This window comes from Rhizobium sp. BK418 (assembly GCF_004341105.1).
Taxonomy (GTDB): domain Bacteria; phylum Pseudomonadota; class Alphaproteobacteria; order Rhizobiales; family Rhizobiaceae; genus Rhizobium.
Genome location: NZ_SLZK01000013.1, coordinates 39,726 through 66,407 on the forward strand (window position 1 = coordinate 39,726; position 26,682 = coordinate 66,407).

At 58.5% G+C, this 26,682-nt stretch carries 21 protein-coding genes; 7 read left to right on the forward strand and 14 right to left on the reverse strand.

Features of this window, described 5'->3' with window-relative positions; translation table 11 throughout:
• Positions 1–11: 11 nt before the first annotated feature.
• The 5 genes from EV281_RS30100 to EV281_RS30120 all read right to left on the reverse strand — a co-directional run bounded on the left by EV281_RS30100 (position 12) and on the right by EV281_RS30120 (position 5,174).
• Entirely contained in the window at positions 12–527 is a 516-nt protein-coding gene (locus EV281_RS30100) for a RidA family protein (RefSeq protein ID WP_132658499.1), read from the reverse strand.
• A gap of 23 nt (positions 528–550) precedes the next feature.
• Positions 551–1,759: an amidohydrolase/deacetylase family metallohydrolase gene (locus EV281_RS30105; RefSeq protein WP_132658500.1), complete on the reverse strand. Its 1,209-nt coding sequence runs from the start codon at positions 1,757–1,759 to the stop codon at positions 551–553.
• On the reverse strand, positions 1,760–2,629 hold the full coding sequence (locus tag EV281_RS30110; RefSeq protein WP_132658501.1) for an ABC transporter permease: 870 nt from the start codon (positions 2,627–2,629) through the stop codon (positions 1,760–1,762). It abuts the gene before it with no gap.
• Positions 2,629–3,570, reverse strand: coding sequence for an ABC transporter permease (locus EV281_RS30115; protein ID WP_165912003.1), 942 nt, complete (start codon positions 3,568–3,570; stop codon positions 2,629–2,631). Before EV281_RS30115 ends, EV281_RS30110 begins: the two co-directional genes overlap by 1 nt.
• A 77-nt stretch (positions 3,571–3,647) precedes the next feature.
• Positions 3,648–5,174, reverse strand: a complete 1,527-nt coding sequence (locus tag EV281_RS30120; RefSeq protein WP_132658502.1) for an ABC transporter substrate-binding protein — start codon at positions 5,172–5,174, stop codon at positions 3,648–3,650.
• A gap of 792 nt (positions 5,175–5,966) precedes the next feature.
• On the opposite strand from EV281_RS30120, the gene EV281_RS30125 reads away from it, so the two are divergent.
• Genes EV281_RS30125 through EV281_RS30150 form a run of 6 tightly spaced genes read left to right on the forward strand, consistent with a single transcriptional unit; the run spans position 5,967 to position 15,196 of the window.
• On the forward strand, positions 5,967–6,965 hold the full coding sequence (locus EV281_RS30125; RefSeq protein ID WP_132658503.1) for an NAD-dependent epimerase/dehydratase family protein: 999 nt from the start codon (positions 5,967–5,969) through the stop codon (positions 6,963–6,965).
• Between the two features lie 33 nt (positions 6,966–6,998).
• Positions 6,999–8,177 (forward strand): glycosyltransferase, encoded by a 1,179-nt coding sequence (locus EV281_RS30130; protein WP_132658504.1) that lies wholly within the window; start codon positions 6,999–7,001, stop codon positions 8,175–8,177.
• The gene (locus EV281_RS30135) at positions 8,171–11,188 is read left to right on the forward strand and encodes a trifunctional glycosyltransferase/class I SAM-dependent methyltransferase/polysaccharide deacetylase (protein WP_132658505.1); all 3,018 of its coding nucleotides are present in this window, start codon (positions 8,171–8,173) and stop codon (positions 11,186–11,188) included. The genes EV281_RS30130 and EV281_RS30135 overlap by 7 nt, the downstream gene beginning before the upstream one ends.
• A 6-nt stretch (positions 11,189–11,194) precedes the next feature.
• Positions 11,195–12,265, forward strand: coding sequence for a glycosyltransferase family 2 protein (locus EV281_RS30140; RefSeq protein ID WP_132658506.1), 1,071 nt, complete (start codon positions 11,195–11,197; stop codon positions 12,263–12,265).
• Positions 12,262–14,004 (forward strand): ABC transporter ATP-binding protein, encoded by a 1,743-nt coding sequence (locus tag EV281_RS30145; protein ID WP_132658507.1) that lies wholly within the window; start codon positions 12,262–12,264, stop codon positions 14,002–14,004. The genes EV281_RS30140 and EV281_RS30145 overlap by 4 nt, the downstream gene beginning before the upstream one ends.
• A 10-nt stretch (positions 14,005–14,014) precedes the next feature.
• Positions 14,015–15,196 carry a glycosyltransferase family A protein gene (locus EV281_RS30150; RefSeq protein WP_132658508.1) on the forward strand — a complete coding sequence of 394 codons (1,182 nt, stop codon included), beginning with the start codon at positions 14,015–14,017 and terminating at the stop codon, positions 15,194–15,196.
• Here the strand turns inward: EV281_RS30150 and EV281_RS30155 are convergent.
• Positions 15,165–16,079 carry a DMT family transporter gene (locus EV281_RS30155; protein WP_132658509.1) on the reverse strand — a complete coding sequence of 305 codons (915 nt, stop codon included), beginning with the start codon at positions 16,077–16,079 and terminating at the stop codon, positions 15,165–15,167. The genes EV281_RS30150 and EV281_RS30155 overlap by 32 nt on opposite strands.
• Before the next feature lie 276 nt (positions 16,080–16,355).
• On the opposite strand from EV281_RS30155, the gene EV281_RS30160 reads away from it, so the two are divergent.
• On the forward strand, positions 16,356–17,558 hold the full coding sequence (locus tag EV281_RS30160) for an ROK family transcriptional regulator (protein WP_132658523.1): 1,203 nt from the start codon (positions 16,356–16,358) through the stop codon (positions 17,556–17,558).
• A 53-nt stretch (positions 17,559–17,611) separates the two neighbouring features.
• Here EV281_RS30160 and EV281_RS30165 read toward each other — a convergent pair whose 3' ends face one another.
• The 8 genes from EV281_RS30165 to EV281_RS30200 form a co-directional block, all read right to left on the reverse strand.
• Positions 17,612–19,633, reverse strand: a complete 2,022-nt coding sequence (locus tag EV281_RS30165; protein WP_132658510.1) for a beta-N-acetylhexosaminidase — start codon at positions 19,631–19,633, stop codon at positions 17,612–17,614.
• A gap of 30 nt (positions 19,634–19,663) precedes the next feature.
• Positions 19,664–20,134, reverse strand: coding sequence for a GNAT family N-acetyltransferase (locus EV281_RS30170; RefSeq protein WP_132658511.1), 471 nt, complete (start codon positions 20,132–20,134; stop codon positions 19,664–19,666).
• A 13-nt stretch (positions 20,135–20,147) separates the two neighbouring features.
• Positions 20,148–21,074 (reverse strand): ABC transporter ATP-binding protein, encoded by a 927-nt coding sequence (locus EV281_RS30175; protein ID WP_132658512.1) that lies wholly within the window; start codon positions 21,072–21,074, stop codon positions 20,148–20,150.
• Positions 21,071–21,886 carry an ABC transporter ATP-binding protein gene (locus EV281_RS30180; RefSeq protein ID WP_132658513.1) on the reverse strand — a complete coding sequence of 272 codons (816 nt, stop codon included), beginning with the start codon at positions 21,884–21,886 and terminating at the stop codon, positions 21,071–21,073. Before EV281_RS30180 ends, EV281_RS30175 begins: the two co-directional genes overlap by 4 nt.
• Entirely contained in the window at positions 21,883–22,785 is a 903-nt protein-coding gene (locus EV281_RS30185; RefSeq protein WP_132658514.1) for an ABC transporter permease, read from the reverse strand. Before EV281_RS30185 ends, EV281_RS30180 begins: the two co-directional genes overlap by 4 nt.
• On the reverse strand, positions 22,785–23,765 hold the full coding sequence (locus EV281_RS30190; protein ID WP_132658515.1) for an ABC transporter permease: 981 nt from the start codon (positions 23,763–23,765) through the stop codon (positions 22,785–22,787). Before EV281_RS30190 ends, EV281_RS30185 begins: the two co-directional genes overlap by 1 nt.
• A gap of 18 nt (positions 23,766–23,783) precedes the next feature.
• Positions 23,784–25,478 carry an ABC transporter substrate-binding protein gene (locus EV281_RS30195; protein WP_132658516.1) on the reverse strand — a complete coding sequence of 565 codons (1,695 nt, stop codon included), beginning with the start codon at positions 25,476–25,478 and terminating at the stop codon, positions 23,784–23,786.
• Between the two features lie 562 nt (positions 25,479–26,040).
• Positions 26,041–26,376 carry a hypothetical protein gene (locus EV281_RS30200; RefSeq protein WP_132658517.1) on the reverse strand — a complete coding sequence of 112 codons (336 nt, stop codon included), beginning with the start codon at positions 26,374–26,376 and terminating at the stop codon, positions 26,041–26,043.
• Between the last annotated feature and the right edge of the window lie 306 nt (positions 26,377–26,682).

A 26,682-nucleotide genomic window follows, 5' to 3' on the forward strand; every position in this document is an offset into this window, starting at 1 on the left:
GTGCGTGCCCATCAATCCTTGATCGCGACGATGGCTTCGATTTCGACGGTGATGTTGCCCGGCAGCGAGCCGAAGCCGACGGCCGAGCGGGCGTGCTGCCCGATCTCTTCGCCGAAGACATCGATGAAGAGATCCGAGCAGCCGTTGATGACGGCGGGATGATCGACAAAATGCGGCACCGCATTGACCATGCCGAGCAGCTTGACCACCCGCTTGACGTGCGAGAGATCACCAAGCGCCTCGTGCATGACTGAGAGCAGATTGATGCCGGTCAGCTTTGCATGGCTGTAAGCAGCCTCGACGCCGATCTCGGCGCCGACCTTGCCGACATGCATGAATCCATCAGCCTCGCGCGGCCCCTGCCCCGACAGGTAAAGCATGTTGCCCTCCCGCACATTGGTGACGAAGTTGGCGATCGGCGGCGGTGAAGCCGGAAGCGTAATGCCGAGTGCAGCGAGCCGCTCATAAGGCGACGTGCCGATGGTGCCGGCGGTGGCGGGAGACTGGTTCACGCAAACTCCTGTCATGCGATTTCTTTTATGCTCTGGTCTTACCGGTAGGAATAACCGTGGCTGTGGCGCACAAGCTTACGGGCGCGCGGAACATAACGGCTGGAGGTGTAGGCCTCGTTGCCGATGACCGCATGCCGCGGCTCGAAGAGCTTCTTCAGAACCGAGACGTCGCCATTGGAATCGGTCGCCTCCAGATCGGAATCGACGAGATCGAAAATCGTGAACTCCGCCTGAGCGCCAACCGTCAGACGGTTGTCCATCGATAGCTTGATGACCGATGCCGGCGCATGGGTAACGGCGTTGATCACCTTGTCGAAGGGCATGCCCACCGACAGAAGCTTCGACATGGTGATGGCCAGATCCCAGACCGGGAAGTTCATCGAATGGCCATGCAGATCGGTGGAGATCGAGAAGGGCAGAAGACCGCGGGCAATTGCCGCTTCCGCCACCTTGAAGGAGAAGGAGGCGCCGCCATGGCCGATATCGAGGCGGATGCCTTCGGATGCGCAGCGTTCAGCGAGATTGAAGAGATCTTCGTCCTCCATGATGCTCGAACCCGCCTTGCCGTTAAAGCAATGGGTGACCACATCGCCGGGACCGAGGATTTCCAAGACCTCGTCATAAAGCGCCGGGGGCTCGCCGACATGCACCATCATCGGCACTTTGAGGATCTTGGCGATCTTCTTGCCGAGCTTGACCGGGGTGACACCCCAGGAGCCGGTGATCACATGGCTGGCGCGCACCTTGATGCCGACGATATGCTCGCTATTCTCGGCATAACATTCGAGGATGCGGTCGAGGTCGATATCTCTGATGTCGCGCAGTTCCGCGACACGGTTGCAGGCAACGAGACCGATCGAACCGAGGTTGAGGAAGGCCTTGATGCGCTCCTTCGACGGCTCGATAATATATTCGCGGAAGCCGTGGAAATTGGCTTCACCGGCAGAGCCGGCATCGACGAGCGTCGTTACGCCGCGCTCGACTCCGCATTCGGACGGGCGGATCGAGATATCGGTGCCGCCATGCCAGATATGCACATGCAGGTCGACCCAGCCGGGAGATACGAAGGCGCCCTTACCGTCGACGCGCGTCACATCGTCGGCGACCGCAAGCTGCGGACCGAGCTGCGCGATCTTGCCATCCGCGCCGACGAGGATGTCGATTGCCCCATCGGGCGTGTCAGCACCGAAGCCGACTGGCTTCACATTGGTGAGGAGAAGCGGTTTGCCCGCTGTTTCACCGGTCATTTAAAGGTCCTTTCGAAGTTTGGGATCGAGCATGTCGCGCAGGCCGTCACCGACCATCTGGAGCGAAAGCACGGAGAGAATAATGGCGACGCCCGGAAACAGCGTCATCCAGTCGGCCTGACCGATATATTGCCGGCCAGCGGCGATCATCGTGCCCCAGGTTGGAATTTCCGGGCTGACGCCGAGGCCAAGGAACGACAGGCCGGCCTCGGCAAGCATGGCGCTCGCAAAGAGGAAGGTTGCCTGCACCATGATCGGCGAAAGCAGGTTCCTCAGTACATGGCGCGTCATGATATGGAACGTCGAAATGCCGAGCGCCTGTGCCGCCTCAACATAGGGCAATTCGCGGATCACCAGTGTCGAGGCGCGGACGATACGCGCAAGGCGTGGTGCATAGACTATCGATAGCGCAATAATGACAGTCGTCAGAGACGGGCCGAGCGCCGCAACAAGCGCGATTGCCAGCAGGATATCCGGGAAAGCCATCATCGCATCAATCAGGCGGGCAATCGGCGTATCGAGATTTTTGAAGAAGCCGGCGAGCAATCCGAGGGTAACCCCGATCACGGCCGACAGCGCGACGACCGCAGCGCCGACCAGCAGCGACAGCCGGCCGGCGAAGATGGTGCGCGACAGTACATCGCGGCCGAATTCGTCGGTGCCAAAGAAATAGGTGCCGCTGGGCGGCTTCAACCGGTTGACGATCGAAAGCTTCGACGGCGAATAGGGAGCAACCCATGGTGCCAGGACCGCCAGCAGCACGAAGATCACCAGGATGAGCAAGCCGACGGCGACCGTCTTGCGCTTCAGGAAGCGGCGGATGAACTTACGGCCTTCATTCTCGGCCGGTAGGATCGCGATATCCGTCATCAGTAGCGCACCCTTGGGTCGACAAGCAGATAGAGCATATCGATCGCAAAATTGATCAGGACGTAGAGTGCTGCGATCACCAACAGCGCACCCTGGATGACGGGATAATCACGGCGAAGGACGGCTGACACGACAAGATTACCGACGCCCGGAAGACCGAAGACGGTTTCGGTGACGACGGCGCCTGAGATAAGTACGGCAGCGGTTAGACCTAAAACGGTGAGGATCGGGATCAGCGCATTCTTCAGGGCATGCTTGAGAATCACCCGGCGCTCGATCAAGCCCTTGGCCCGCGCCGTGCGGATATAATCGTCACCAAGAACATCGAGCATCGAGGCGCGCGTGAAGCGCAAAATGAGCGCCGAGGACACGATTCCGAGCGCGAAGGCTGGCAGGGTCAGATGATACATGCGGTCGATGAAAGTCGAGCCCGGCCCGCCATATCCCGAGACTGGGAACAGACCAAAACGCACGGCGAAGATCTGCATAAGAATGAGGCCGAGCCAGAAACTTGGAATGCTAGCCGCAAACATAGCCAGCGTCGTTGCAGCCTGGTCGACAAAGGAGCCGCGGCGATAAGCGGCATAAATGCCGATTGGAAGCGCAATGATGCCAGCGATAACGAGCGAGAAGATCGTCAGGAAGAAGGTCGGTTCGGCACGATCGAGCAGTGCTGCCGTCACCGGCATATTGAGGAAGATCGACTGCCCGAGATCGCCCTTCAGCAACTGGCCGATATAATAGAGATATTGCACACCGATGGACCTATCGAGGCCGAGGCTCGCGCGCAAATCGGCAATATCCTGTGGCGTCGCATCGGGGCCGAGCATGACGGCAGCCGGATCGCCGGGAGTGACGCGAACGATGACGAAGACGATCGTGACAACGAGGAACATCACGACGATCATGCCAAGCAGGCGCTGGAAAATGTAACGTATCATGAAGCCTATCCTGGTGCCGGGCGAGCACGATGGAAAAGGATACCGGCGCGGACGCACCGGTATCCCCCGATGGAGCACTACTTCTTGATGGATGCGTTCCAGAAGTACGGCCACGGAGCCGGATCGACGCCTTCGAGCTTCGTCGACTCCGCCGATACCGCGTTGAAATCGCCAATCTTCATATATGGCACTTCATCATACATGGTCTTCTGGACATTAGCCCACAGTGCCACGCGCTTCTGCGGATCGACTTCCGAGGTGAAGGCATCGACGACGCTCTTGCGCGCCGGCGTATCCCACCAGCCGGGCGAACTCGGCGAGAGCGAGCCGATCAGCGCCGGCTCCGGAAGGAAGGGGCTGTGGCTGATGTAGATATCCCAAAGCTTCGGATCGGTGCGGCGCTGCGTCAGCGTTGCCCAGTCGACGACCTGCAGATCGACGGCAAAGCCGGCCGCCTTCAGATATTCGGCGGCGACCTGCGCCATCTTGTAGTGGAACTCGTACTGGCGGCTGGTCAGAATACGGATCGGCTCGCCATTGTAGCCTGCAGCCTTCGCCGCAGCCGCCGCACCTTCCGGATCGGCCGCATTATAATTACCCTTGACCCCGGCATCCGTATTCCAGGCGTAAGGCTTGGGATAGATGTCGCCGTCGAGCGTATAGAAATCCGTGCTTCCGAAAGCAGCGGCAAGCATGTCCTCCATGCTGAGCGCCTGACGGATTGCCTTGCGGACCTCGATGTTCTTAGCAATGCCTTCCTTGGTATTGAAGACGAAGACCGGGTAACCGAACGGCTTCAGGATGACAGGCTGCGACGCGGTCGAAGCCTTCAGCTTATCGAAGGATTCGACCGGGATCGAGTCGACGTAATCGTATTGGCCGGATACGGCAGCCTCAACGCGGGTGTTGGCATCCGGAACTGGCACGAAGCGGATTTCGTCGAGATATTGGTGGCGGGCGCCACCGTAACCGTCACTCTCGCCGTCGCGCGACTTGTAGCCGTCGAAACGGACGAGCTGGATATACTGATCCGCCTTGCGTTCCTTCAGCATATAGGGGCCGGTGCCGATGAACTCCTTCATCGGTTCATCCTGCTTTTCAGCGGGAATGATGATAGCGGCGGAATTGTTGAAGGCGAGCAGCGAGGTCAGCGGCGCATAGGGCTGCTTCAGCGAAATCTTCACGGTCGCCGGATCGGCAGCCGTGATGGAGTCGATAAAACCTGCTACCTGCTTGCCACGCGATGCAATCTTCATCCAGCGGTTCAGCGAGGCGACAACATCCTCCGAAGTCATGTCGGTGTTATCGTGGAATTTGATACCAGTACGCAGCTTGATCGTATAGGTCTTACCGTCGGCACTGATTTCCGGCAGGCTTTCAGCCAGAAGCGGGGTCACGCTCCACTTCTTGTCGAAAGTGTAGAGCGTCTCGAAAATATGCTGCGTAACGATGCCGACGAGGTCGGCGGTCGAGGACATCGGATCAAGCGTCGGCGGTTCGCCGATCGTCGCGACGTTGATCACGCCCCCCTTCTCCTGAGCCATCAAAGTTGTCGGCAAAGCGACCATCGCTGTGCCGAGAAGGAATGCGACAAATGTCTTCATTTCATGCTCCCGGTTTAATGTTCCACAATTATGTTATGTCGATTTTTATAATAGAATATCGACAGAAGTGGTCCTGTCAATCGGGAAAGTGGTTCCTTACGCAGAAATGAAAACTGCCGCCATGGGTAGCCATTGTCTGCAACTTGCTGGTTTAGGTTTCGTGACGTCCATTGCTAAAGGTAATGAAGCGGCTTCGCCTTGATAGGGAGCTCAGATGACCTTCTGGAAGCAACACGGGATCAGCTGTGGTGACGCAAATGGGGGCAGCGGCCCGACAACGGCTGTCGGTCTAAATAAGGTCGCAATGGCCTCTTGAAGATTCAATCTGAAGTTAAGTATATTATAACTAGAATATCGCAGGATTCTTTAATGATTTTGGTATATACCAAAAGAAGTAGCCATATCGGACTAAGGTCCGGGGTGCGCACCGCACAAAAAAAAGCCACAATACGATCGTGTTTACTTTATCGGGGACATTGAAGGCCGTCCCTTAGGGCGCGCATTGGATGAAGATCACTCCCTTGGCGCTCCGATTTGCGGGGGGCGCGCGCTAATAATCTAAAAGCAACCTCCACTCGGCCGGACTGAAATATCATTGCGCTGGACGCAAGAGAACCCGGAGGATTCTTTTTGAACTCAGGCAAACCCAATAAAACTTTATTCCAATTCTCGACATTAATCAAAGGTCTTAACGTTAAACTTCGGAAAGATGGCCGTAGCGTTGACCATTTCTTTGCGTTGTAGATACTCTGAATATAAGCAAATCGAAACATGCCATCTGTTGGAGAAGTCATGAAGAAAGTGCTTGTAGCAGGCGGAGCTGGTTTTCTCGGGTCGCATTTGTGCGACAGGCTTTTAAATCGCGCCGACGTCGAAAAGCTGGTTGTTGTTGACAACCTTTGGACCGGGCGTGAGGAGAATATTTCCCATATAAGGGATCCTCGCTTCCATTTCGTCCGGTCCGACGTGGAAAAGCTTCAGACTTCGGATAAGTTTGACGAAGTATATCACCTTGCTTCTCCGGCCTCACCTCCATGGTACATGAAGGAACCCAAGAGAACTATTTCGGCAAATCTCATCGGAGCGTTTCGTCTTCTGGACCTTCTGAAAAAAGGAGGCCGCTTCTGCTTCACCTCTTCCTCGGAGGTCTATGGCGATCCGCTCGTTTCGCCGCAGCCGGAGTCCTATAAGGGCCAGGTCGATTGCACCGGACCACGTTCGTCCTATGACGAAAGCAAACGCTGCACCGAGTCCTTGCTGTTCGAGATGCAGCGCACGCAGGGTCTGGACGTCAAAATCGTTCGTCCCTTCAACGTATACGGCCCGAGGACGCGACCGGACGACGGCCGCGCCGTCTCCAACTTCGCCGCGCAGGCGCTGACCGGCCGCCCCATTACGGTGTTCGGGGATGGCCTCCAGTCCCGAAGCTGGGGCTATGTCGACGATATCATCGACGGCTTTGCCCGTTATTTCTGGATGACCGAAACGGATTACAGGGGGCCGCTTAATGTCGGGAACGACCGGGAAATCGCAGTCCTGGAAGTGGCGCGGTATGTCTCGCGCCTGATGGGCGGTGTTCCGATCGTATTCGAGCCTTCGCCGCCGCACGATCCGACAAACAGACGGCCAGACCTGACGAATGCAAACTATGTGATGCCCGAATGGTCGTGCACGATTAGCTATGAGGAAGGCGTCGCCAAGACTCTGGACTGGTTCAGGGAGGAGATGAAAATTACCTCGGCAAAGGTTGCGCAGGGGGGCTCCCGCCGGCTGGCCAAGGCAGGACGCTGAACAGTTCCCCAGCACCTGGCGCAGAGTGTAGTAATGAGTGACGCCATACCGCGTGACATGAAAAACAATGTCTTCCCCGTGCCTATCCGGTACCTGGATCTTTCGTCGGATGACGTTGGTGCGAATGGCCCGGCGATCGGCGCCGGGCTCGTGGTCTTCGTTTCCGAAGGCCTCCCTGTTGGTCAGGCCTATATCGAAGAGCAAGAAAGCCCTGCCGCGCTGGCTGCGCGCGCCGTGCTGCCGGAAACTATCGAACACGCTCGGAATGTGACGCAGGCGCCGATCACGAACCGCGACGTCAGCCTCCTGATCTGCACCAAGGATCGGCCGGATCAACTGGCCAGATGCCTCGCATCAATCCCCAAACAATCTCTGCCTCCGGCTGAAGTAATCGTCGTCGACAATGCCTCAACCGGCGATGGCACCCGCCGTGCCGTGGAAGCGGCTGGCGCGACCTATGTGCGCGAGAACAGGATTGGGTTGGACTACGCTCGCAATGCGGCAGTGCGCGCGGCAAAGACCGAGTTCGTGGCGTTCACCGATGACGACGTCGTTCTGCACGAACGTTGGCTGGAGAACCTGATGAAGGCTTTCGACCGGCCTGAAATCGGATGCGTCACCGGCCTTGTCCTTCCCGGGGAGCTTTCCACGCCCGCCCAACTGATATTCGAAACTCATTGGGGATTTGGTAGAGGCTACAAGCGCCAAGACTTCGGTCCGGATTTCTATCGTCAAAGTGCGCGCCACGGGGCGCAGGCATGGCTGATCGGCGCCGGCGCAAGCCAGGCCTTCCGGCGTCGGGTGTTCGATGAAATCGGATTGTTCGACGTGCGGTTGGATATGGGTGCGGCAGGGTGTTCGGGTGACTCCGAATTCTGGAACCGGCTTCTCCATTATGGCGGCACCTGTCGCTACGAGCCGACGGCTGTTTCCTGGCATTTTCATCGCAAGGAGATGAAGGGACTCGCCAAGCAAATACGCCAATATATGAGCGGTCACGTGGCGGCACTGCTGGTCCAATACCAGAACACCGGAAACCGGGGCAATCTGCGGCGCATTCTGGTTTCGTTGCCTCAATATTATCTCCGGAGGCTGAGGAGACGGCTGCGCAAGGAAGCAACTTCGGACAACTTCTTTCTCAAGGACGAAATACTGGGCTGCCTGAACGGTGCGTGGTATGTCCTTCGCCGCTGGAAGATGCCAGCATGGTGACAGCCGCATCGAAGCCGGACATATCGTTCCTCATCCCCGCCTACAACGCGGCGGAGACCGTGGCCGATTGCCTGGGCAGCTTGCAAAAACAGTCGGTATCGAACTGGCAGGCGGTGGTCGTTGACGATGGTTCGAAAGACGATACCTGGAATGCGCTCGAAGGCTTTGCGAAAGCTGACAGCCGGATCCTGATCCATCGTCAGGCGAATGCCGGCGCGGCCGCAGCGCGTAACGCAGCCGCCGGCTTTGCGACCGCCCCTTTTCTTTGCATGCTCGACGCGGACGACTGGCTGGATCCAACTTTCATCGAATGCATGCTGCCGATTGCTGCGGATGGCCCCCAGCCGGTGATCGCATGCTGCAGCTATCGCCGCGTCACGCCGGATGGCCGGATGCTCGAAATCGAAACGCCCCCCAATCTGGCGGGCGATCGAGCAAAGCGGGAATTCTCGTCATTTTGTGCCCTGGCCATTCATACAGTGGTTTTTCCCAAAGACCTTCTCGTCCGGCTTGGCGGCATGGATACCGAGCTGCAGACCTGCGAGGACTGGGATCTCTGGCTTCGTATGGCGTTTGCAGGAGCTGAATTCAAACAGGTCGACCAGTGCCTTGCCTTCTATCGGATGAAGGCCGGCTCGCTCTCGGGCGATCCGTTTAAGATGGTAAGGGACGCAATCCGGGTTACCACCAGGGCGCAGGCCCTCGGCGTGGAAGAGAAACCGTCGGCGGATGATGAGGATGCCCGGTGGACGGCGCCGGCTCTCGGGCAATTGCGGATGCTCGCCTGGACCGCTTCGGCCAACCTGTGTACGGGAGCTGATCTAGCCGCGCTAGCGGAGCTTTTACCCGAATTTCCCAACGCCTCAGGTTATGAGAGCTTTCTCGGCGCGGTGATATTGCATGGATTGCAAACAGGTCTGGCAACGGCGAATGCCGCCGATCTCATCGATTTGTCAGAACGCTGGAAACCAGCATTTCTCGACATTGTTCAATTGCTCGAGCAATACTCGCTGCCCGGGACCGGGCGCCGCCTGGAGGAGTTCGTTGTCTGGTCAATCTCGGCTGCCGATAAGTCGCGCTCCTACTCGGTTGGCCGTCTGCAGGTGGTTGCAGTCGACACCGGCAACCTGATCTCGGTTGCCAAGGCGAACGGGGTCGATACGCTGCTACTGCACGTCTTTTCCGAAGGGAAACATGTCGGATCGTATGTGGGCCCTCTGTGGGGAGACCTCTCCGTTCGCGCTCAACTCAGGCTCATCATCGATGAGCTCCGGGCCGGAGATCACGTGCCCACCCCTTTGACCTTTACTTATGGCTGCTCCTGGGCAGCCGAAGCCGTCCGCAACACCAGGGTTTTGGGCAAAATAGCCCGGCAGCGGCGGGGGCGACGACGTCAGCTCAACCAGCTCTCCTACGCGATACGTCGCAACGTGCTCGTCAAATCCGCGGCGACGGAGGCTGGGGACAATGACGCACGTTTGTTGGAGGTGCAGTCCCGTCACGGGCGGCAGTTCCCCGGACCAGTTGCCGAGAGGAGCGGCGTGTCTGCCGAAACAGGAGATGCGCAGACGGTTTTGCCGGAACCCGCAACGAAAGAGGAATATTGGGAGCGTGTTTTCGAGCGCCCGGACCCGTGGAACTACCTGTCTGTCTACGAGCAGGTTAAATACGACCAGACGCTGAGCCTTGTTCCGGAAGGGGTCGAAAAAGCGCTCGAGCTCGCCTGCGCGGAAGGAATATTCACGGCGAGGCTCGCTGAGAAGGTCGGTTTCCTGACGGCTACGGATATTTCGCGCCGCGCCATTGAAAGGGCATCCGAGAGATGTCGGGCGTGTACGAACGCTGAGTTTCGCGTCCTAGATTTCGTCGGGAGTGAACTTCCGCCCGAGCAGGATCTGATCGTCTGCTCGGAGGTCCTATACTACATGGACGACGAGAAGATCCTGGAACAGGTATGCCGGAAGATCGCGGCGGCGTTGAAACCGGGAGGGCGCCTTATCACGGCACATGCCCATATCCGTCGCGACGAACCCGACAGAACCGGTTTCGACTGGAACAATCCGTTTGGCGTAGGCACGATCAAGGAAGTCCTGTCGAACCTCCCTGAACTGGTGCTGGAAGAAACGATCGAGACCGAGCTTTACGCAATCCATCGGTTCGCAAAGCACACGACGGCAAAACCGGCCGCCGTGCGGATCGAAGCTTACGGCGCCCCTCTCGACGCAGATGTAGCCAAGCACATTATCTGGGGCCCGGCCGGCGTCGATCGCGGGGCGGTATGGACGAACGAGGTGACGACTTCGGTTCCAGTGCTGATGTATCATAGAATTGCGCTCGACGGGCCGGACGCACTCAGTCGGTTTCGGGTCGCGCCGGAGATCTTCCGCAAGCAGATGCAGTTCCTCCGGCGGCAGGGCTATTATACGCTGACTGCCCAGAGCCTTGCCGCACTGCTGCGCGAGCGCAAACCGATCCAAGGACGTCCCGTCGTCTTGACGTTTGATGACGCCTATCTCGATTTTCTCACCGATGCCTTTCCCATTCTGGCTGAGAGCGGGTTTGGCGCAGACGTTTTCGTGGTGACGGACAAGGTTGGTGGCTCGTCGGATTGGGATGCCACCTACGGGGAGCCGGCCCCGCTAATGTCCTGGGCCGATATCCGGACTCTGCACCGACAGGGTATCTGCTTTGGATCCCATTTGGCGTCTCACAGGCCGGCGAGTTCGCTCGACAACGCCACATTGCTTGGCGAAGCTGCTCTGTCGCGTAATGCGCTCGAAAACCAGCTGGGCGAGGCTGTGACATCAATCGCCCTTCCCTTCGGCTCCATCGATTTCCGTGTCCCCAGCATTCTTGCCCACACCGGTTACGAGATCGGCTTTTCGACGAAGCCTGCAAGGGCGAGCTCTGCTGACCAAGTGCTTTCCCTACCACGCCTTGAAGTCCGCGGTGACCTTCCACTCGGGGCCTTTGCCGAGCTGATGGGCCAACCCGATGCGTTCATTGGATAGCAAGCGATGAGCGCTCCTTTCCTCCCTTTGGTCACGGTCATCATTCCGGCCTACAATGCCGAGAAAACTCTTGTTGACACGCTTCAGAGCGTATCGAACCAGACCTATGAACGCCTTGAGATCCTGGTAGTGGACGACGGCTCGCGGGATAAAACCTACGAGCTGGCAAGTGATTATCGCCTCAAGGATCCGCGTGTCAGGGTTCTGCGGCAGGAAAATGGCGGGGTAGCGCGTGCCCGCAACCACGGGATTCACGAAGCAACCGGAAGCTATATAGCCCCGATCGATGCCGACGATCTCTGGCATCCCCGCAAGATTGAGTTGCAAGTCCAAGCTCTGAGAAGCTTTCCCGAAGGACGAGGGGTCGCCTACAACTGGTATGTGGCAATTGACGCGAATGACTTGATTTTCAACCATTCGAGACCCGTGCTGCACAAGGGCGACGTCTTCGAAATCATGGCTCGGGAAAATTTTATCGGTAATGGCAGCACACCGCTCATGCCGCGCGCCGATGTTCTGGCATGCGGTGGCTATGATCCGGCGTTGCGTGATCAAGAGGCCGAGGGATGCGAAGACCTGAAACTCTATCTCGCACTCGCCGAAAGCCTGCCCTTCGCTGTGGTTCCTGGTTTTCTAACCGGATACCGGTTCACTCAGGGAAATATGTCGAGCAATGCCTATCGCATGCTGAAATCTCATGCCCTGGTGATGGCAGAGGTCAAAAAACGCCACCCGCGGCTTGCCGCCATCGTCAGCGTTGCGGAATTCGACATGGCACGATGGTACTTCAAGCGGGCGATTTCCAGCGGAGATCAAGATCAGGTCAGGAAACTGGCGCTGATGCTTGCGAGACGGTTTTCCGCGAAACTCGCCGTCTACGGCACTCGCCTCGTCTGGTACGCGGCCAAACAGCAAGCGCGACGGCTGGCAAATCGGTCGCCAAAGGCTCCAATACCATCTGGCCCCGCGATCAGCATCGCATTTCCAGAAAGCGGTACGTCATTCCACGATCGGTTTAAAGTAGCTGTTATCGGTGAGGCCGGTGAGTTCACCACGCTGCGCGCGGGTGATGCATGACGACGATGCGAAAGTCCGCTTCGGGCAAGCCACCAAGGCCCCTCAATCTGGTCGTCGCGGCCCGTTTCCGAGAGCTTTTACAACTTATTCCGACGCTTCGGATGAAGACCTTTGTGATGATTTCAGTCGGCATCCTTAGCGGTCTGATGGAAATGGTCGGCATCACCTTTCTTGTCAGCCTGATTTTTGTCCTTGGACAGCAGGGATCTGCTTCCGGAACAGCTGTCGGCTGGTTTCCCGCATTTTTCGGCGGGTTCGATACCGCGATCTCAAAGCCGATGCTGGTCACGGTCCTCATCTGCGCGATCATCCTCAGGATCGCTCTGGGCTTTGCCAACTCCATCATTGCGAGCACCGTCAGTCATCAGATCAGCGATCGAATCCGGCGCCGTCTTTATTCAAAAATCCTAACGATCCCGTTCCAGCGCTTTCAGCATTACGAGCGCAGCGACATCATGAATGTGATCGCCACTGAATCCTATGCCGTCGCTTCGGCACATGCGAGTCTCGTTCGCCTCGGGATCAGTCTCGGGACCATCGTGATCTTCGGCGCCGGAATGCTGGTGATGGCATGGCCGATCGCTCTGCTCGGACTTGTCTTCGGCGTTGTCCATAATCTGACGCTCGGCCTATTTGCCGATGCTTATCGGCGTATCGGCGAGACTGCCCTTTCGGCCGTGGAGGATCTGACACAATTAACATGGACTACATTGCAGACCTTGAAGGCGGTAAAAAGCTTCGGGCTTGAAAACCGCCACGAAATCATTTTCGACGCCCTTTCAAAGGATGTTGGGCGGGCCTGGTCCCGCTCCGATCGTTTGGGCGCGGCAACCTCGCTGCTGAGTGAGGCGCTGACGTTCGGCGTGATCCTGACGATTATCCTGTCTTCGCAATTTCTCCCGGTGGATTTCCGCGCAGCATTGTCGGCCACCGTCCTTCTCTACAGACTTCAGCCACATATCAAGGATTTCGACTCCCAGATTCTTGGCCTGCACGCCATGGAAGCCTCCTTGCAGAACGTTCTCACGATAATTTCCGAAGCGGACGATGCCCGAGGGGTCTGCGACGGGGAAGAGCTGAGACATCTGAAGGGCGAGATCGTTTTCCACGACGTCTCCTTCCTCTACGAGCGAAGCAGCGTGCCCGCCGTCAGCCATGTCAGCTTCTCGATTAAGATCGGCGAGACGACCGCGCTGATCGGCCCGAGCGGCTCCGGCAAGACGACGATCCTCAACATGGTTCTCGACCTCATTCAGCCGACCGAGGGTCGCATCACCGTTGACGGTAAGGATCTTTCGACCATCAAACGGTCAAGCTGGTTGCGACAACTTTCAGTCTCCGGCCAGGATGTCGAGCTGATGGAAGGCACCGTCCTCGACAATATCCGCTTCCGTCGCGAGATCTCCGAAGAAGACGTCCGTTGGGCAGCCGATATGGCCTGCGCGACCGAGTTCATCGAGAAATTACCCTACGGCTTCGAAGAGTGGCTGGGCGATGAGGCGATCAGACTTTCGGGCGGCCAGCGGCAGCGCATCGGCCTGGCGCGGGCGCTTGCGGGCCGACCTGAAATCCTGCTTCTCGACGAAGCCACCAATGCACTTGACGAAGAGACAGAGACGCGAGTGCTTTCTCTTCTGCTCGAAGAATACAGCAACCGGACCCTGATCATCGTCAGCCACCGATCGTCCGTTGCCCGCCTGATGCAGCATCAGATCCACCTCGCCCCGGCTGCGGCATAGGGGAAAACCGATGGAGTCTGGAGAAACTTTTGATCCCTCTCAGCCGCTGGTCTCGGTGGTTATTCCAGCATTCAACGCTTCCACGTTTATCGAGCGCACATTGCGATCTGCAACTCGACAGACCTATCCGGCCCTGGAGATCATCGTGGTCGATGACGGTTCGACAGACGATACGGCAGACCTTGTCAAGCAGAGCGCGATGATTGACCCACGGATCCGCCTGCTACGCACTCCAAACCGCGGTGTTTCTGCCGCAAGGAATACCGGCATCGAGGCATCATCAGGTCAATTTGTGGCATTCCTTGACGCGGACGACCTATGGCATCCGACGAAAATCGAGAAGCAGATAGATGCTCTCAATGGCCTTTCCTCGCAGTGGGCGGCGGTCTACGTGCTGCATTACGTCATCGATCGCGACGATGAGATCATCCGGCCCGGCGCGTCCAATATTGCGAGAGGATACATTTACGCTCGGCATCTGAATTTCAAATACATTGGCAATGGAAGCGCGCTTCTTGTGCGACGGGATGCAGCGCTTGAGATAGGTGGATTTGACAGCTCGTACGCCGCAGCAGGTATTGGAGGCTGCGAAGACCTCGATTTCGAGCTCAGGTTAGCTGCACGCTACTGGATCGAAGTCGTCCCCGAACGCCTGGTGGGCTACAGAGAATATCCCGGCAACATGTCTTCCAACCACGCTCAAATGGGGCAAGGCGCTTTGGAAGTCATCAAACGCTCGTTGGCCGCAAATCCGCAGCTTCCGAAATATGCAGCCAAAAGCGCCGTCGCGCTTACTCAAAAATACGCATTCCGGCAGTACAGAAAAGCCAGGAATTTACGTCTGACACTCGCATCTGCTTGGGCAATCCTTCAGGATGACCCGCGTTTCATATTTAGGTTCGTATGGCATAGTTGCCTACGCCTCATAAAAAGACGTCTGAATCTCAAGGCGACGACAGCGCAGGATGAAGGTCCGCGACTGGACAGATTGAGATTCGACGAACAAATCGTCCTTTCGCCTATTGAAGGCCCGGAAGAAACCATAAAGTCACGGCGTCATCTGATGCGACTGACTGCGACGGATGCGAGGCTGAGTTCAATCCGTGAGAGCGCCGAGGGAATAGCCTCTCAGGTGACGAAATCGGAAGGCAGCATAGCCCCTAATGGCCGTCAGGCGGAACATCTGCTTTAGACGTGATGTCCACTATGTTCTTGCGATGGAAGATGAAGAGGCCTGCGAGAACGATGATGACGGAGCCGACCAGAATCTGCTTGTCGGGTAATTCGTCGAAGAAAATGTAACCAAGGATAATTGCCCAGAGCAGCAGGCTGTATTGGAGGGGCGCAAGCAAAGAGGCGGGGGCCAGTTTCAGTGCACGTGTGATCATCATATGGGCGCTGCCGGCGATGATCCCTAGTGCCAGCATGGCTGCGAAATCGATGGCGGATGTTGCGCGCCAGTCGCCGATGCTGAGTATTAGACCTGTGAACAACGCGCCGATTGTTTGCCAGGTGACAAGCGTGGCATCGCTTGTCTGTCGCAGCCGGCGGCCGAGGATCAGCGTCAGCGCGAAAGAAAGGCTGCCGATCAGGCCAAAGACCGATGGCCAGGACAACATGGCCGCCGACGGTCTGAGCGCAATCACGACACCGATGAAGCCGATGATGACGGCGAGCCAGCGACGCCAGCCGATTGTCTCACCCAGGAAGAAATGTGAAAGGGCGGCGACATAAATGGGGCCGGCCATGTAAAAGGTCATCACGTCTGCAAGCGGCAGATAAGCAACCGCAGCGTAGAAAAAGGCGACATCCCCCGTCGTCAGGATAACGCGCAGGATTTGCAGGGGCACGCGCTCGACCTGGAACAGCGAGCGAGGTCCTTGCCGGACAATCATCGGCGCAAGGATGAGAAAAGAACCGAGCGAGCGGATGACCAGCACCTGGCCAACCGCGAAGCTCGTCACAAGCCATTTGCCCATGGCGTCGTTCAGCGAGAACAGGAAATCGCCAAGCAGCATCAGAAGCACGCCGAAAAGCACCGTGTTTCCTGCGGCCTTGCTGACGCGTAAATTCATGATTCGTCCCAATTGGTTAGGCTTCTTATCTCCCATAGAGCTTCATCCTGGCAGCGTCGATTCCCGACTGACGATTTGCCGGAATTCTAATCATTCAGAGGAATTCGACGCTTGTCCGGTGTCGTCAAATCCCAACGATAGCGGGGACGCAGCCGTTAAAGTGATGGGTGAACTGCGGTCGAAACAATCGGCATCAATTTTCGTCGCGATCACATTGAAAAGACTGCACACTTCTCCCCTTCCCCACGGGATCGTCTTGTGGCAATGGTCACGCTCATGAAGGCGATTTCCGGCACCAATCTCGAGCAGGCCAAGTCACACAACAGGCGTGTCGTGATTGAGGCTGTCCGCACCAACGGTCCGCTATCGCGCGCGGCGATCGCGCGGATGACGGCGCTGACGGCACAGACCGTCTCGAACATCGTCGAGGAATTGCAGCGATCACACCTGCTCGTGCCCGCGAAGGCGCAGAAGCTAGCCCGCGGCCAGCCGATCATTCCCTATTCGATCAATCCGCATGGGGCCTATTCGATCGGGCTCGAACTTGGCCGCCAGCGCGCCAATGGCGTGCTGACCGATCTCTCCGGCGCCGTCTGCGCGCGCATCGAACGCCATATAGAGCATCCGGATCCCAAAGAGGCCATGCCGGTTTTGGCTGCGATCGTCGAGGATCTGCAGCAAGTCTTCTCTTTCGATCGCAACAGGCTGCTCGGTGTCGGTATGGCGCTGCCTGGCCGTTATGCGGAGGGAGGCGTCACGTCGCTGAGCCCGCTGAACTTGCCCGGCTGGCAGGACTTTCCCGTCGGCTATGAGCTGGAACGGCGCGTGAAGGTGCCCGTTCTTGTCGAGAATGACGCGGCCGCGGCGGCCATCGGCGAGCGCCTGCACGGCGTCGCACGCGGCTTCAATAGCTTCGTCTATCTCTTCCTTGCCGGCGGCGGCGGTATCGGCGCCGGCATGTTTCTCGATGGGCATCTCTACAAGGGCAGCCGGCACAATGCCGGTGAGATCGGCCACATCATCGTAGAGCCGCATGGCCGGCTCTGCAGTTGCGGCAAGCGCGGTTGCCTGGATCGCTACGTCTCTCCAACCGTCGCCTACGAGTTCATGGGCATTGCCGATGCCGAGGAGCTTTCGCCCGAGGATCTCGACACGCTGATTGCAGAACGTGGCAAAGGCCTCAATGCGTGGCTGGATCAGGCCGTTCAGCCGCTGCGGCAGACGATCGATTTCCTTGAGCTGGCCTTCGATCCGCAGACAATTGTGCTCGGCGGCAGCATTTCCACCATCATGATGCGCCGACTAGCCGAGCGGCTGGAGCCGCTGCACGTGCCGATCGATCCGACCGAGGAAAGGACCATTCCGCGCGTCATGATCGGCACGACCGGCAAGGATACCGCAATCCTCGGTGCGGCCGCCCTCCCGATCTTCTCGGAAACCAATCCACGCTTTGACGTGCTGCAGAAGCCCGTCGGCTAATCTCCGCCTCGCTTCCAGAGGCGAAGACTAGGTCGCCGTTGTCCCAAAATCGACTAGGACTGTTGCAGCCCATAGAGCAGCGGCATCAATCCGGCGAGCGCCTTGAAGCGTTCCCAGGATTTGGAGGACGGCCTCGTCCAGCCAGTCTCGGCAAGCGCCGAAAGACGTGGGAAGACGAGCCGGTCGAAGACGGCACGATCCGTCATCGGTTCGGACCAGATACAGGCCTGAATGCCGCGAAGCTTCTGCTTCTGCATCTCCGTCCACCCGCCTACGGGATCGAACGTATAGAGTTTCTCCGCATCCGACGTACCGGCCCAGCTCGCACCTGGCTCGTCCCAATCCGGCCGCAGCGCCATATCGAGATAGTAGACCTGCCCCGGGCAGACCACGATCTCATAGCCGCGATCGGCAAGTTCGGCGGAGATTTCGACATTGCGCCATGAGCAGAGGTAGCTTTTCGACTTGTCGATGACGTCACCGTGCGCCGCTTCCTCCCAGCCGCCGGTGATGCAGCCCCTGGAGGCGAGAAAGGTCTGAATGCGCTTCAGGAACTCTGCCTGCAGAATCGCCGCGCCCGAACCGTTGATATCGTCGGCACCATGCGTGTTGGTAATGACATTCAGGCGCCTGGCATGAGCATCAGCAACTCCGTCACCTGCGACCGATCGCAAGCGGGCGAGTGCTTCCGGCGAACCGGACCAGGCGCCGAGCGGCACTTCATCAGCGCCCACGTGAATGGTCTTGAAGGGAAAAAGCTCGATGAGTTCCGAGAATATCGTCTCGATAACCTCATAGGTCTTTTCACGCGCCGGATTGATGCAATTGTCGGGGAATCCCTGAACCGAATAATAGCTGCCAGCCTCCTGCGGATCGCGCAGCTCCGGCATTGCCTGTAGCATGGCGTAACAATGGCCGGGAATGTCGATCTCTGGCACGATCTCGATCCCAAATCCCTTGGCACAGGCGACGATCTCACGGATGACTGACTTGGTATAGTAGCCGCCAGTGCGTTCCGGGCTGGACCCAAGCAGCGGCGGCACGGCCAGCCCGTGGCCTCGCCATGCGCCGATTTCAGTCAGCGCCGGATAGGCATCGATCTCGATACGCCAGGCTTCGTCATCGGAAAGGTGCCAATGGAAACGATTGAGCTTGTTCCAGGCGAGCACCGCCATCAGCTTCTTGATTTCCGCCTCCCCATAAAACTGACGGGCAACATCCAGATGCAGGCCGCGCCAGCCCATCGACGGTTCGTCGACGATCTCGCCGGAGGCGGGAAACTGGAAGGTCCGCGGGTAAAGGCGTGCGCCGCGCCAGATCTGGCCAAGTGTGATGAGGCCGTAGAGGAACCCGGTCCGGCTGCTCCCCTCGACGATAATTGCCTCCCCTTCGAAGCGCAGCCGGTAGGCTTCGGGACCGAGGCCGGCAGCCTTCTTCAAGGTTATGGGTACCGCGCCTTCTGCAGCCGAACGGATGATTCCTTCGACGGCGAAGAGTTGATCGACCAGTATCTTGAAACTATCCGCAGCAGCCCTTGCGTCTGGACCATCAGCCTGCAGAAAGAAGCCTGCCGGCAAGGGTCGTCGTGAGGCGACGGCCACATGGTTAGGCCAGGGAATGATCGACACCTGAACCGGTGCGCTGGCCGGCACTGGAAAGATCTCGGCGCCGCGCTTCAAGGGAGCATTGCTGGCGGCTGAACGCGTCGGCTCGAGCCCGAGCGAAACGGTGCTGCCATCAGCTAGGGCGAGATAGGCGCTCGTTGCACCATCCGTCCAATGGCGGAACTGCCAGCTCAGCTCATGAACAGCTATCGTCCAGGTTTCGCCTGTGTCGAGGACGAAACCGTCCGGTGGCTGGAATTCGGTAAAGTTCGACAGCCTCTTGGAAACCGTGGCCCCCTCGACGCGGCCGGCGGGATCGACCCGGCCGGGGCCGCTGACGCAGAGCGAGAAGCCGGAAAGCGGCTCGGCAGCGAGGTTCTTGAGCGTCAGGACATAGGAGAAATCCTTGCCATCGACTGGTGGATTCCAAAGGGTTTCGAGCCGCAGGGCCTGAGGTCGCGGAGTGGACATGATCGTTTCTTTCTTTTCGGACTGTGGAAATCAGCTCTTGAGCATGCCGGCATAGATGCCGGGAGCGGAATCGGGGATTGGAATGGCGCCAACGGCTTTCTTGTAGAACGCGGAAGGGCCGACATCGCCGATGATCGCGTAGCCGTAACCCATCGCCTTCAAGTCATTGAGGCTGGCAAAGAGCAGCGCCCGACCGATGCCGAGCCCGCGAAGGCTTTCGTCCACGCCTGTTGGACCGAAGAAGTCGGGTGCCGTTGCCTCATGACAGGAAAAACCGACGAGCTTGCCTTCGCGCGTGGCAATGAAACAGGTCGGCGGCTTTCGCGTCATGGCGACCGTTGCCTCGCTGGCCCAGGCTTCGTTGAAATGTTCGCCGATCCAGCGGATGATCAGTTTCAATTCGGGCGGCAGTGCACGGCGGATGGTGACGCCCGCCTTTGCCATGGCGTCCTGTGATCTTGTGTCCTGCGGCAAGGTCGATAGATTGACGAGATAATCCATTGGAAACGTCCTGTTAGGTCTGCGCGCCAAGGGCGCGGATGAAATGATCGGGGCCGACCCGCTCGATGACGACGGATTCCGGACGGCTGAGCGAACGAACCCGCTCCGCCTGCTCGAGGAATCGTGCGCTTCCGCCGGTCACGAATGGGCGTCCGCCATCGGGAACGGCCGAAAGCAGGAGCTGGGTATAGGGATGGCGCGGGTTGGACAAAACCATTTCGGTATTGCCCCACTCCACCATCTGGCCGGCGAACATCACCACGATTTCTTCGGCCACATGCGCTGCCGTCGCGATGTCGTGGGTGATGTAGAGCATCGCCAGTTCGTTCTCCCGTTTTACGCGGGCAAGCAGGTCGAGAATGTCTTTGCGGATGGAAACATCGAGCATCGAGGTCGGCTCGTCGGCCACCAGCACGCTCGGCTCCACAGCCAGCGCCCGTGCGATATTGACCCTCTGACGCTGGCCGCCGGAGAGTTCGTGCGGAAATTTCTGTTTCGAGATCGCAGGGTCCAAACCGACGCTCGTCAACAGTCCGGCGATATCTTCGTCGAGGACTGAGCGCGACATGTTCTGCCGGTGGAGTTGCAGCGGACGGGAAAGGTGATGGCCGACCGTGAAGGCGGGATTGAGCGACGAAAACGGATCCTGGAAGACCATCTGCACGTCCTTGCGATAAAGGCGCTCGTCTTTCGCCGTCCCTTGGGCGGCCAGATCCTGTCCGCGAAAGAACAGCTTTCCGCCCGTCGGCCTATCGAGGCGCGCAATGATACGGGCGCAGGTCGTCTTGCCGCAGCCGGATTCGCCGACCAGCGCCAGTGCACGACCGGGAAAGAGCGAGAAGGAGATGCCCTTCAACGCTTGCACCGGGCCGAAATGGCGCTTGATCTCTTCCAGCCGTATGACGGCGCCGGCTGGGGACGGATATGACTCGGGCTTCATGCCAGTGCTCCTGAAAGGTGAGGCTTGCTTGGAAGCTGCGGAATGGCGTTCCAGAGTTTGCGCGTATAGTCATGCAACGGCGCCTGACTGACCTGATGTACATCGCCGACTTCGACGAGCTCGCCCTTCAGCATGATGCCGATACGCTGGCAAAGCTGCGCCATCAGGTGCAGGTCATGTGTGATGAAGAGGACCGAGAAACCGTAGTTCCGCTGCAGATCGACGACCTGTTCCAGGATTTCGCGCTGCACGACAACATCAAGCGCGGTCGTCGGCTCGTCCATGATGATGAATTCCGGCCTCAGCGCCATACAGATAGCGATGACGATGCGCTGGCGCATGCCACCGGAAAACTGATGCGGATAATCGCTGATGCGGTGCGGCGCGATGCCGACGAGCCGGAACATCTCCTCGCCGCGCGCCCGCGATTCCTGTCGCGAACATCCCGTATGCCGATAGAGCACATCGTGGAACTGCGCTTCGACCCGCATCAGGGGATTGAGCGAATTCATCGCACTCTGGAAAACCATGCCAATGCGCTTCCAGCGGATTTTCTGCAGGTCTCGCTCCGGCATTTTGAGCAGATCCTGCCCGTCCATACGGATGGCACCGCCAGTGATCCAGGCCGGCGCCTTTGAAAGACGTGTAATGGCATAGGCAATCGTGCTTTTGCCGCAGCCGGATTCGCCGGCCAAGCCGAAGATTTCGCCCCGGCCGATATTGAACGAGACGTCCTTGACGGCTCGGAATTCGCCTTTGTCTAGCAGGTAGTCGACATTGAGCTTTTCGATTTCCAGGAGATTGTCGCTCACAGGCCTGCCTCCAGCTGGCGGTTGCGGGCACGGGTGAGGCGGAACCAGCGTGACAGCGCCGGACCGGAGCGAAGCTGCGGATTGGCGATCTCGTCGAAGGTGAAGTTGAGCAGCGCGAGGCCAAGTCCCGTCACGGCGATGCCGAGCGCGGGAACACCGACGTCCCACCAGGCACCGACCATGATCGCCGAAGCGTTCTGGGCATTGTAGAGCATGGTGCCCCAGGAGACTTTCAGCGGATCGCCAAAGCCAAGATATTCGAGCGTCGTCTGCGCAACGATGGCGTAGATGATGCTGCCGACGAGATTGATGCCGATCAGCGGCGTCAGGTTCGGCAGAATCTCCACAAAGATGATGCGCCAAGCGGGCTCGCCAATCATTTTTGATGCGGTGACGAAATCGCGATTACGCAGTGCCATCGTTTGCGAGCGCGTCATGCGCGCTCCCCATGGCCAGGACGTCAGTGCGATGATCGTCATGATCGTCATCGGTCCCACCGTGCCGGCAAAGGAGGCGAGCAATATCAGCAGCGGCATGTTTGGAACGACCAGAACCGCGTTGGTCGCCAGATCGAGCGCCGCATCCGTCTTGCCGCCGACATAACCGGCAATGAGGCCGATTGCGGTGCCTATGACGGTGATGGCAATGCCGGTTGCAAAGCCGACGGTAAGGGAGCTGCGCGCACCCCAGACGAACTGGCGATAGACATCGCGGCCCATCTTGGTGGTGCCGAGCACATGCTCTATGGATGGCGGCTGATGGGAACGGCCGACGCGTGCGCCGGGTTCACCGGGGGCAATGACGGGCGCAAGCACTGCCATCAGCCAGAGGCCGACGATGATGATGAGGCCGGCAACGGCTTTCTTCTGGCCAAGGATGGATCTCAGCGTGAAGCTCATTACACAGCGTCCCGCAGTCTGGGGTCGATAAATCCGTAGATGATATCGACAAGGAAGTTTGCACCGAGCGTTGCGAGCGTCATCAGTAACAATTGCCCCTGGATGACCGGATAGTCGCGGGCGATGCTCGCCGTGTAGAGCGTGAGGCCGAGCCCCGGATAGTTGAAGACGATCTCGGTGACGATCGAGCCGCCGAAGACGGCGCCGAGCATTAGCGCAAGGTTCGTCAGCACCGGAAGCATCGCATTGCGGGCGCCGTAGCTGAACATCACGCTTAGATGGCTGAGCCCCTTGGCCCGGCCCATCGTTACATAGTCCTCGCCGAGCACCGAAATCATCGATGAGCGCATGGTCGTTTGGAATTCCCCGATCAGGAATGGCGACAGCGTCAGCACCGGCATGATGGCGTGGATGAGGACGCTGCCGGCGAATGTGACGTTGAATGCGGGATCGAGGTTTGGATCATAAGCATAACCGACCGGCAGCCATCGCAGCGACACACCGAACACAAAGAGCGTCGTCAGCCCTACGATGACAGGCGGCACCGAAATCATCACGACCGCGAGAGGCGAAACGATCGTGTCAAAACGTCCGCCGCGCCGCCAGGCGGAGACTGCACCCAGAACCACGCCGATGCAGAGCGAAAAGATGATGGCGGTGACAACGAGGAAGATGGTCCAGATCGTCGAACGGCCGAGGACTTGGGTCACGGTCTGCGGATAATATTTGACGGAGACGCCGAGATCGAAACTCGCGAGACCTTTCAGATAGTCGCTGAATTGCAGGAGCATCGGCTGATCGACGGCACCGAACCGCGCCTTGATCGCTTCAACTGCCGCGGGCGTTGCCCGCGGGCCGAGCTGGGCGACCATGGCGTCGACAGGTGTCCCCGGCATGAGCCGGGGAAGGACAAAATTCATCACGATGGCGAACGCCAAGGCGACCGCATAGACGCCCAGGCGCCGTCCGGAAACACGCATGTCCCTGTCCTCGCGGTCTTATTGGACCGGCTTCAGGCGCAGGAGATGCATGAGGCGCATCCGGTTGTTGTCATGATCTTCCGGGTTCATGACGGGATCCTTGTCGGTCACCCAGCCAGTGAAACGCTTGCTGGAGAACTGGTACCAGGTCGGGCCGTTGAAGACGGGAACGACCGGGAAATCGTCGGCGACGAGCACCTGGATGTCGTTGAAAATCTTCTTGTGATCCTCATCCGACGTCGCCTTCAGATACTGATCGAAGAGCGCATCGAGCTTCGGGTTCTGATAGCGCGAGGGAGCTCCGGTGACGCGTCCAGCATAAGCCGTCGACAGGCTCTGATAATAGCCGCGGAACGGTGTGGCGCCATCGGCGCGCGAGTTCATGACGACCTCGAAGCTGCCGTCGAGGATCTGCTTGCGCCACTGTTCGTATTCGGGTGTCGCGACGGACGCATTGATACCGGCCGCACGCAGGCCTTCGACGGCGATCTGTACGGCGTCGATCCAGTCGGTCCATCCGTTTGGAACGATGATCGCAAAATTTATCGGCTTGCCACTCGGCGTCGTGCGGAAGCCGTCCGAACCCTTCTTGTAGCCGGCATCGTCGAGGATCTTGCTGGCCTTTTCGGTATCGAAGCCCATGAAGGCATCCTTGTCGCCCTCGGCTTCCTTATTACGCCAGCCTTCAAAGCGCGGTGGCAGCCCCGACGCATGCTCGTTGACGACGGGATAACCGAAGCCGGCAATGTCGACCATCGACTTGCGGTCCATCGCAAGGCTGAAGGCGTGACGGAAGTTCAGGTCCTTGTAGGCCTCCAGATTGCCCTCGTCCTTGCTCTTGAAATTCATCTGGAACGCGACGGTTTCGGCCGGCGGCTGCCAATAGCCATTGTGGTCAGCGTCGAGTGCAACGAAGGTCTTGTCGATTTCCGGAATGAAGGAACCGATCCAGTCCATATTGCCTTCGGGCAGGATGGCAAGCATCTGATCGTTGCCGGAAATCTGCGGCAGCCGCAGGCAATCGACATGCAATGAAGCCGCGTCCCAATAGTTCGGATTGCGGCACTGTTCATAGACCTGAGGGGTAAAGCGGCGCACTTCCGTCATCGGTCCCGAGCCGACCGGCTTCTCATTCTTGAAGGCGACGGGATCGGAGACGTCCTTCCAGACATGCTCGGGAACGACGGCGAGATCGGCAAGCGATTCCGGGAAATCGGAATTGACGGCCTTGAGCTTGATCGTCACCTCGGTCGGCGATGGTGCTTCGACCGATGCCACGGTTTCGCCGACACCGATCGTATCGAGTGCCGCATTCTTCAGCATGAGATCGATCGTGTATTTGACGTCGGCCGAAGTGAACGGCTGACCGTCCGACCATTTCACGCCCGGACGCAGTTCATAAGTGATCGATTTCATGTCGTCGGAAAACTTGTAGTTCGTCGCAAGGCGCCAGACCGGCTTGCCGCCATCCTGCGCGTTGAAGATGACGAGCGGCTCATAGATGAAATCCATGGTGCTCTGCCGACGCCCGGCCAAGTCGAACGGATTGAAGTTCTGCACCCAGCTTGTCTGCTCTTCGATATGCATCGTCAGTACGGATTCGGCGGCAGAGGCAGCCGATACCCCAAAGGCCATAACGACCGTCAATGCGGTTGCCGCTGCCCAACCGGCGCGCGTGGTAACCCTGCGGATTAAGCTCTTATCCAGTCCCATTTCATGTTCCCTACTTTGTTATTTTTGGATTCAATCAAATTGATTTAATCAAATTATTGCATGGTTTCGGATCCGGTCAATCGGGTGGAAACTAAAAAATTTCGACCGCGGAGATCTGAACTTAATTGCGTCGACGCACCGCTTGGCAGGATACTCGCCAATCGCAGGCTGCGCGAAAACGAAGTAGTCGCCCCTATTGGCGGGCCACGGAGCTTAACAGCGCCTGGTGCGGTGCGTTCCTCGGTCTTGTACCAAGGACGCTGCTCATGCCTCCCCTTCGTGATTGGCGCGAGCGCCCAGGCATGGAGCGGCAAGATGGAGATTCTGGAGAAAAACCTCACGACGGGAGGGCCTTTCGTGGCAGGAGATCAGTTCACTCTGGCCGATATCCTGACCGGTCTTCGGTCAATCGCTGGCTTCAAGCACCGATCGAACGGAGCGAGCTATCGGCGGTCGCGGCCTATTTCGAGCGGCTTCAGCCAAGGCCATCCTTCCGACGGGGGCGGCTACGACACATTTCCGTAAGGTTGTCGCCTGACGAGGAGGACCGCGAATATGATGTCTATTGCTGCTTGGGCTGGGGTGCCTGCTGCGGCGTCTCGCCTGGTCGAATGACCGGCATATCGCCCGTGGGTGGGGGCGTTTCAACCATTCCGCGATCGCCAGTCGGGGGAGGCGTCAGCACGCCTTTGCAGCGTGATGTATCACTTTCCTTTCCATCATCCTCCGCCTGCCGATCCTTTTTAATGGAGGGCTGGCTATCCGCCTGGCAATCCGGTTGTTGCCGCGTGCTGTCGACCTGGCCCACGGCGGCCTGCGGTCCGACAAGGAGCAATCCCAAGCCAAGCAGGAACAAGAGCGACTTGCCGGAAAGGTGTTGTTTGCGAATCTTGCTCATAAGCGGCCTCCCCGCTTTGCGATTGATGCGCTCATATCCATCCAACCAGCATCGATTTTGAAAGTTCCGAATACGCACAGACAATTGACCCTCGGAATCTACGCCGGCAATCGCTACTTCATTCCTGAGGTCAGCTGAGAGAAGGTGAACCCGTGCAAACGGATCTGCAGAGAGACATGACGGCCTGGTTCCACACACTGGGGCCCGTTGAGTGCAGCGCGACAATCAAGATGAGACGAAGCGTCAATCAAGATGAGACTCTGCAGCAGCGGTGGAACGCAGAGAGGGCGTAGCCCGAACGGAGTT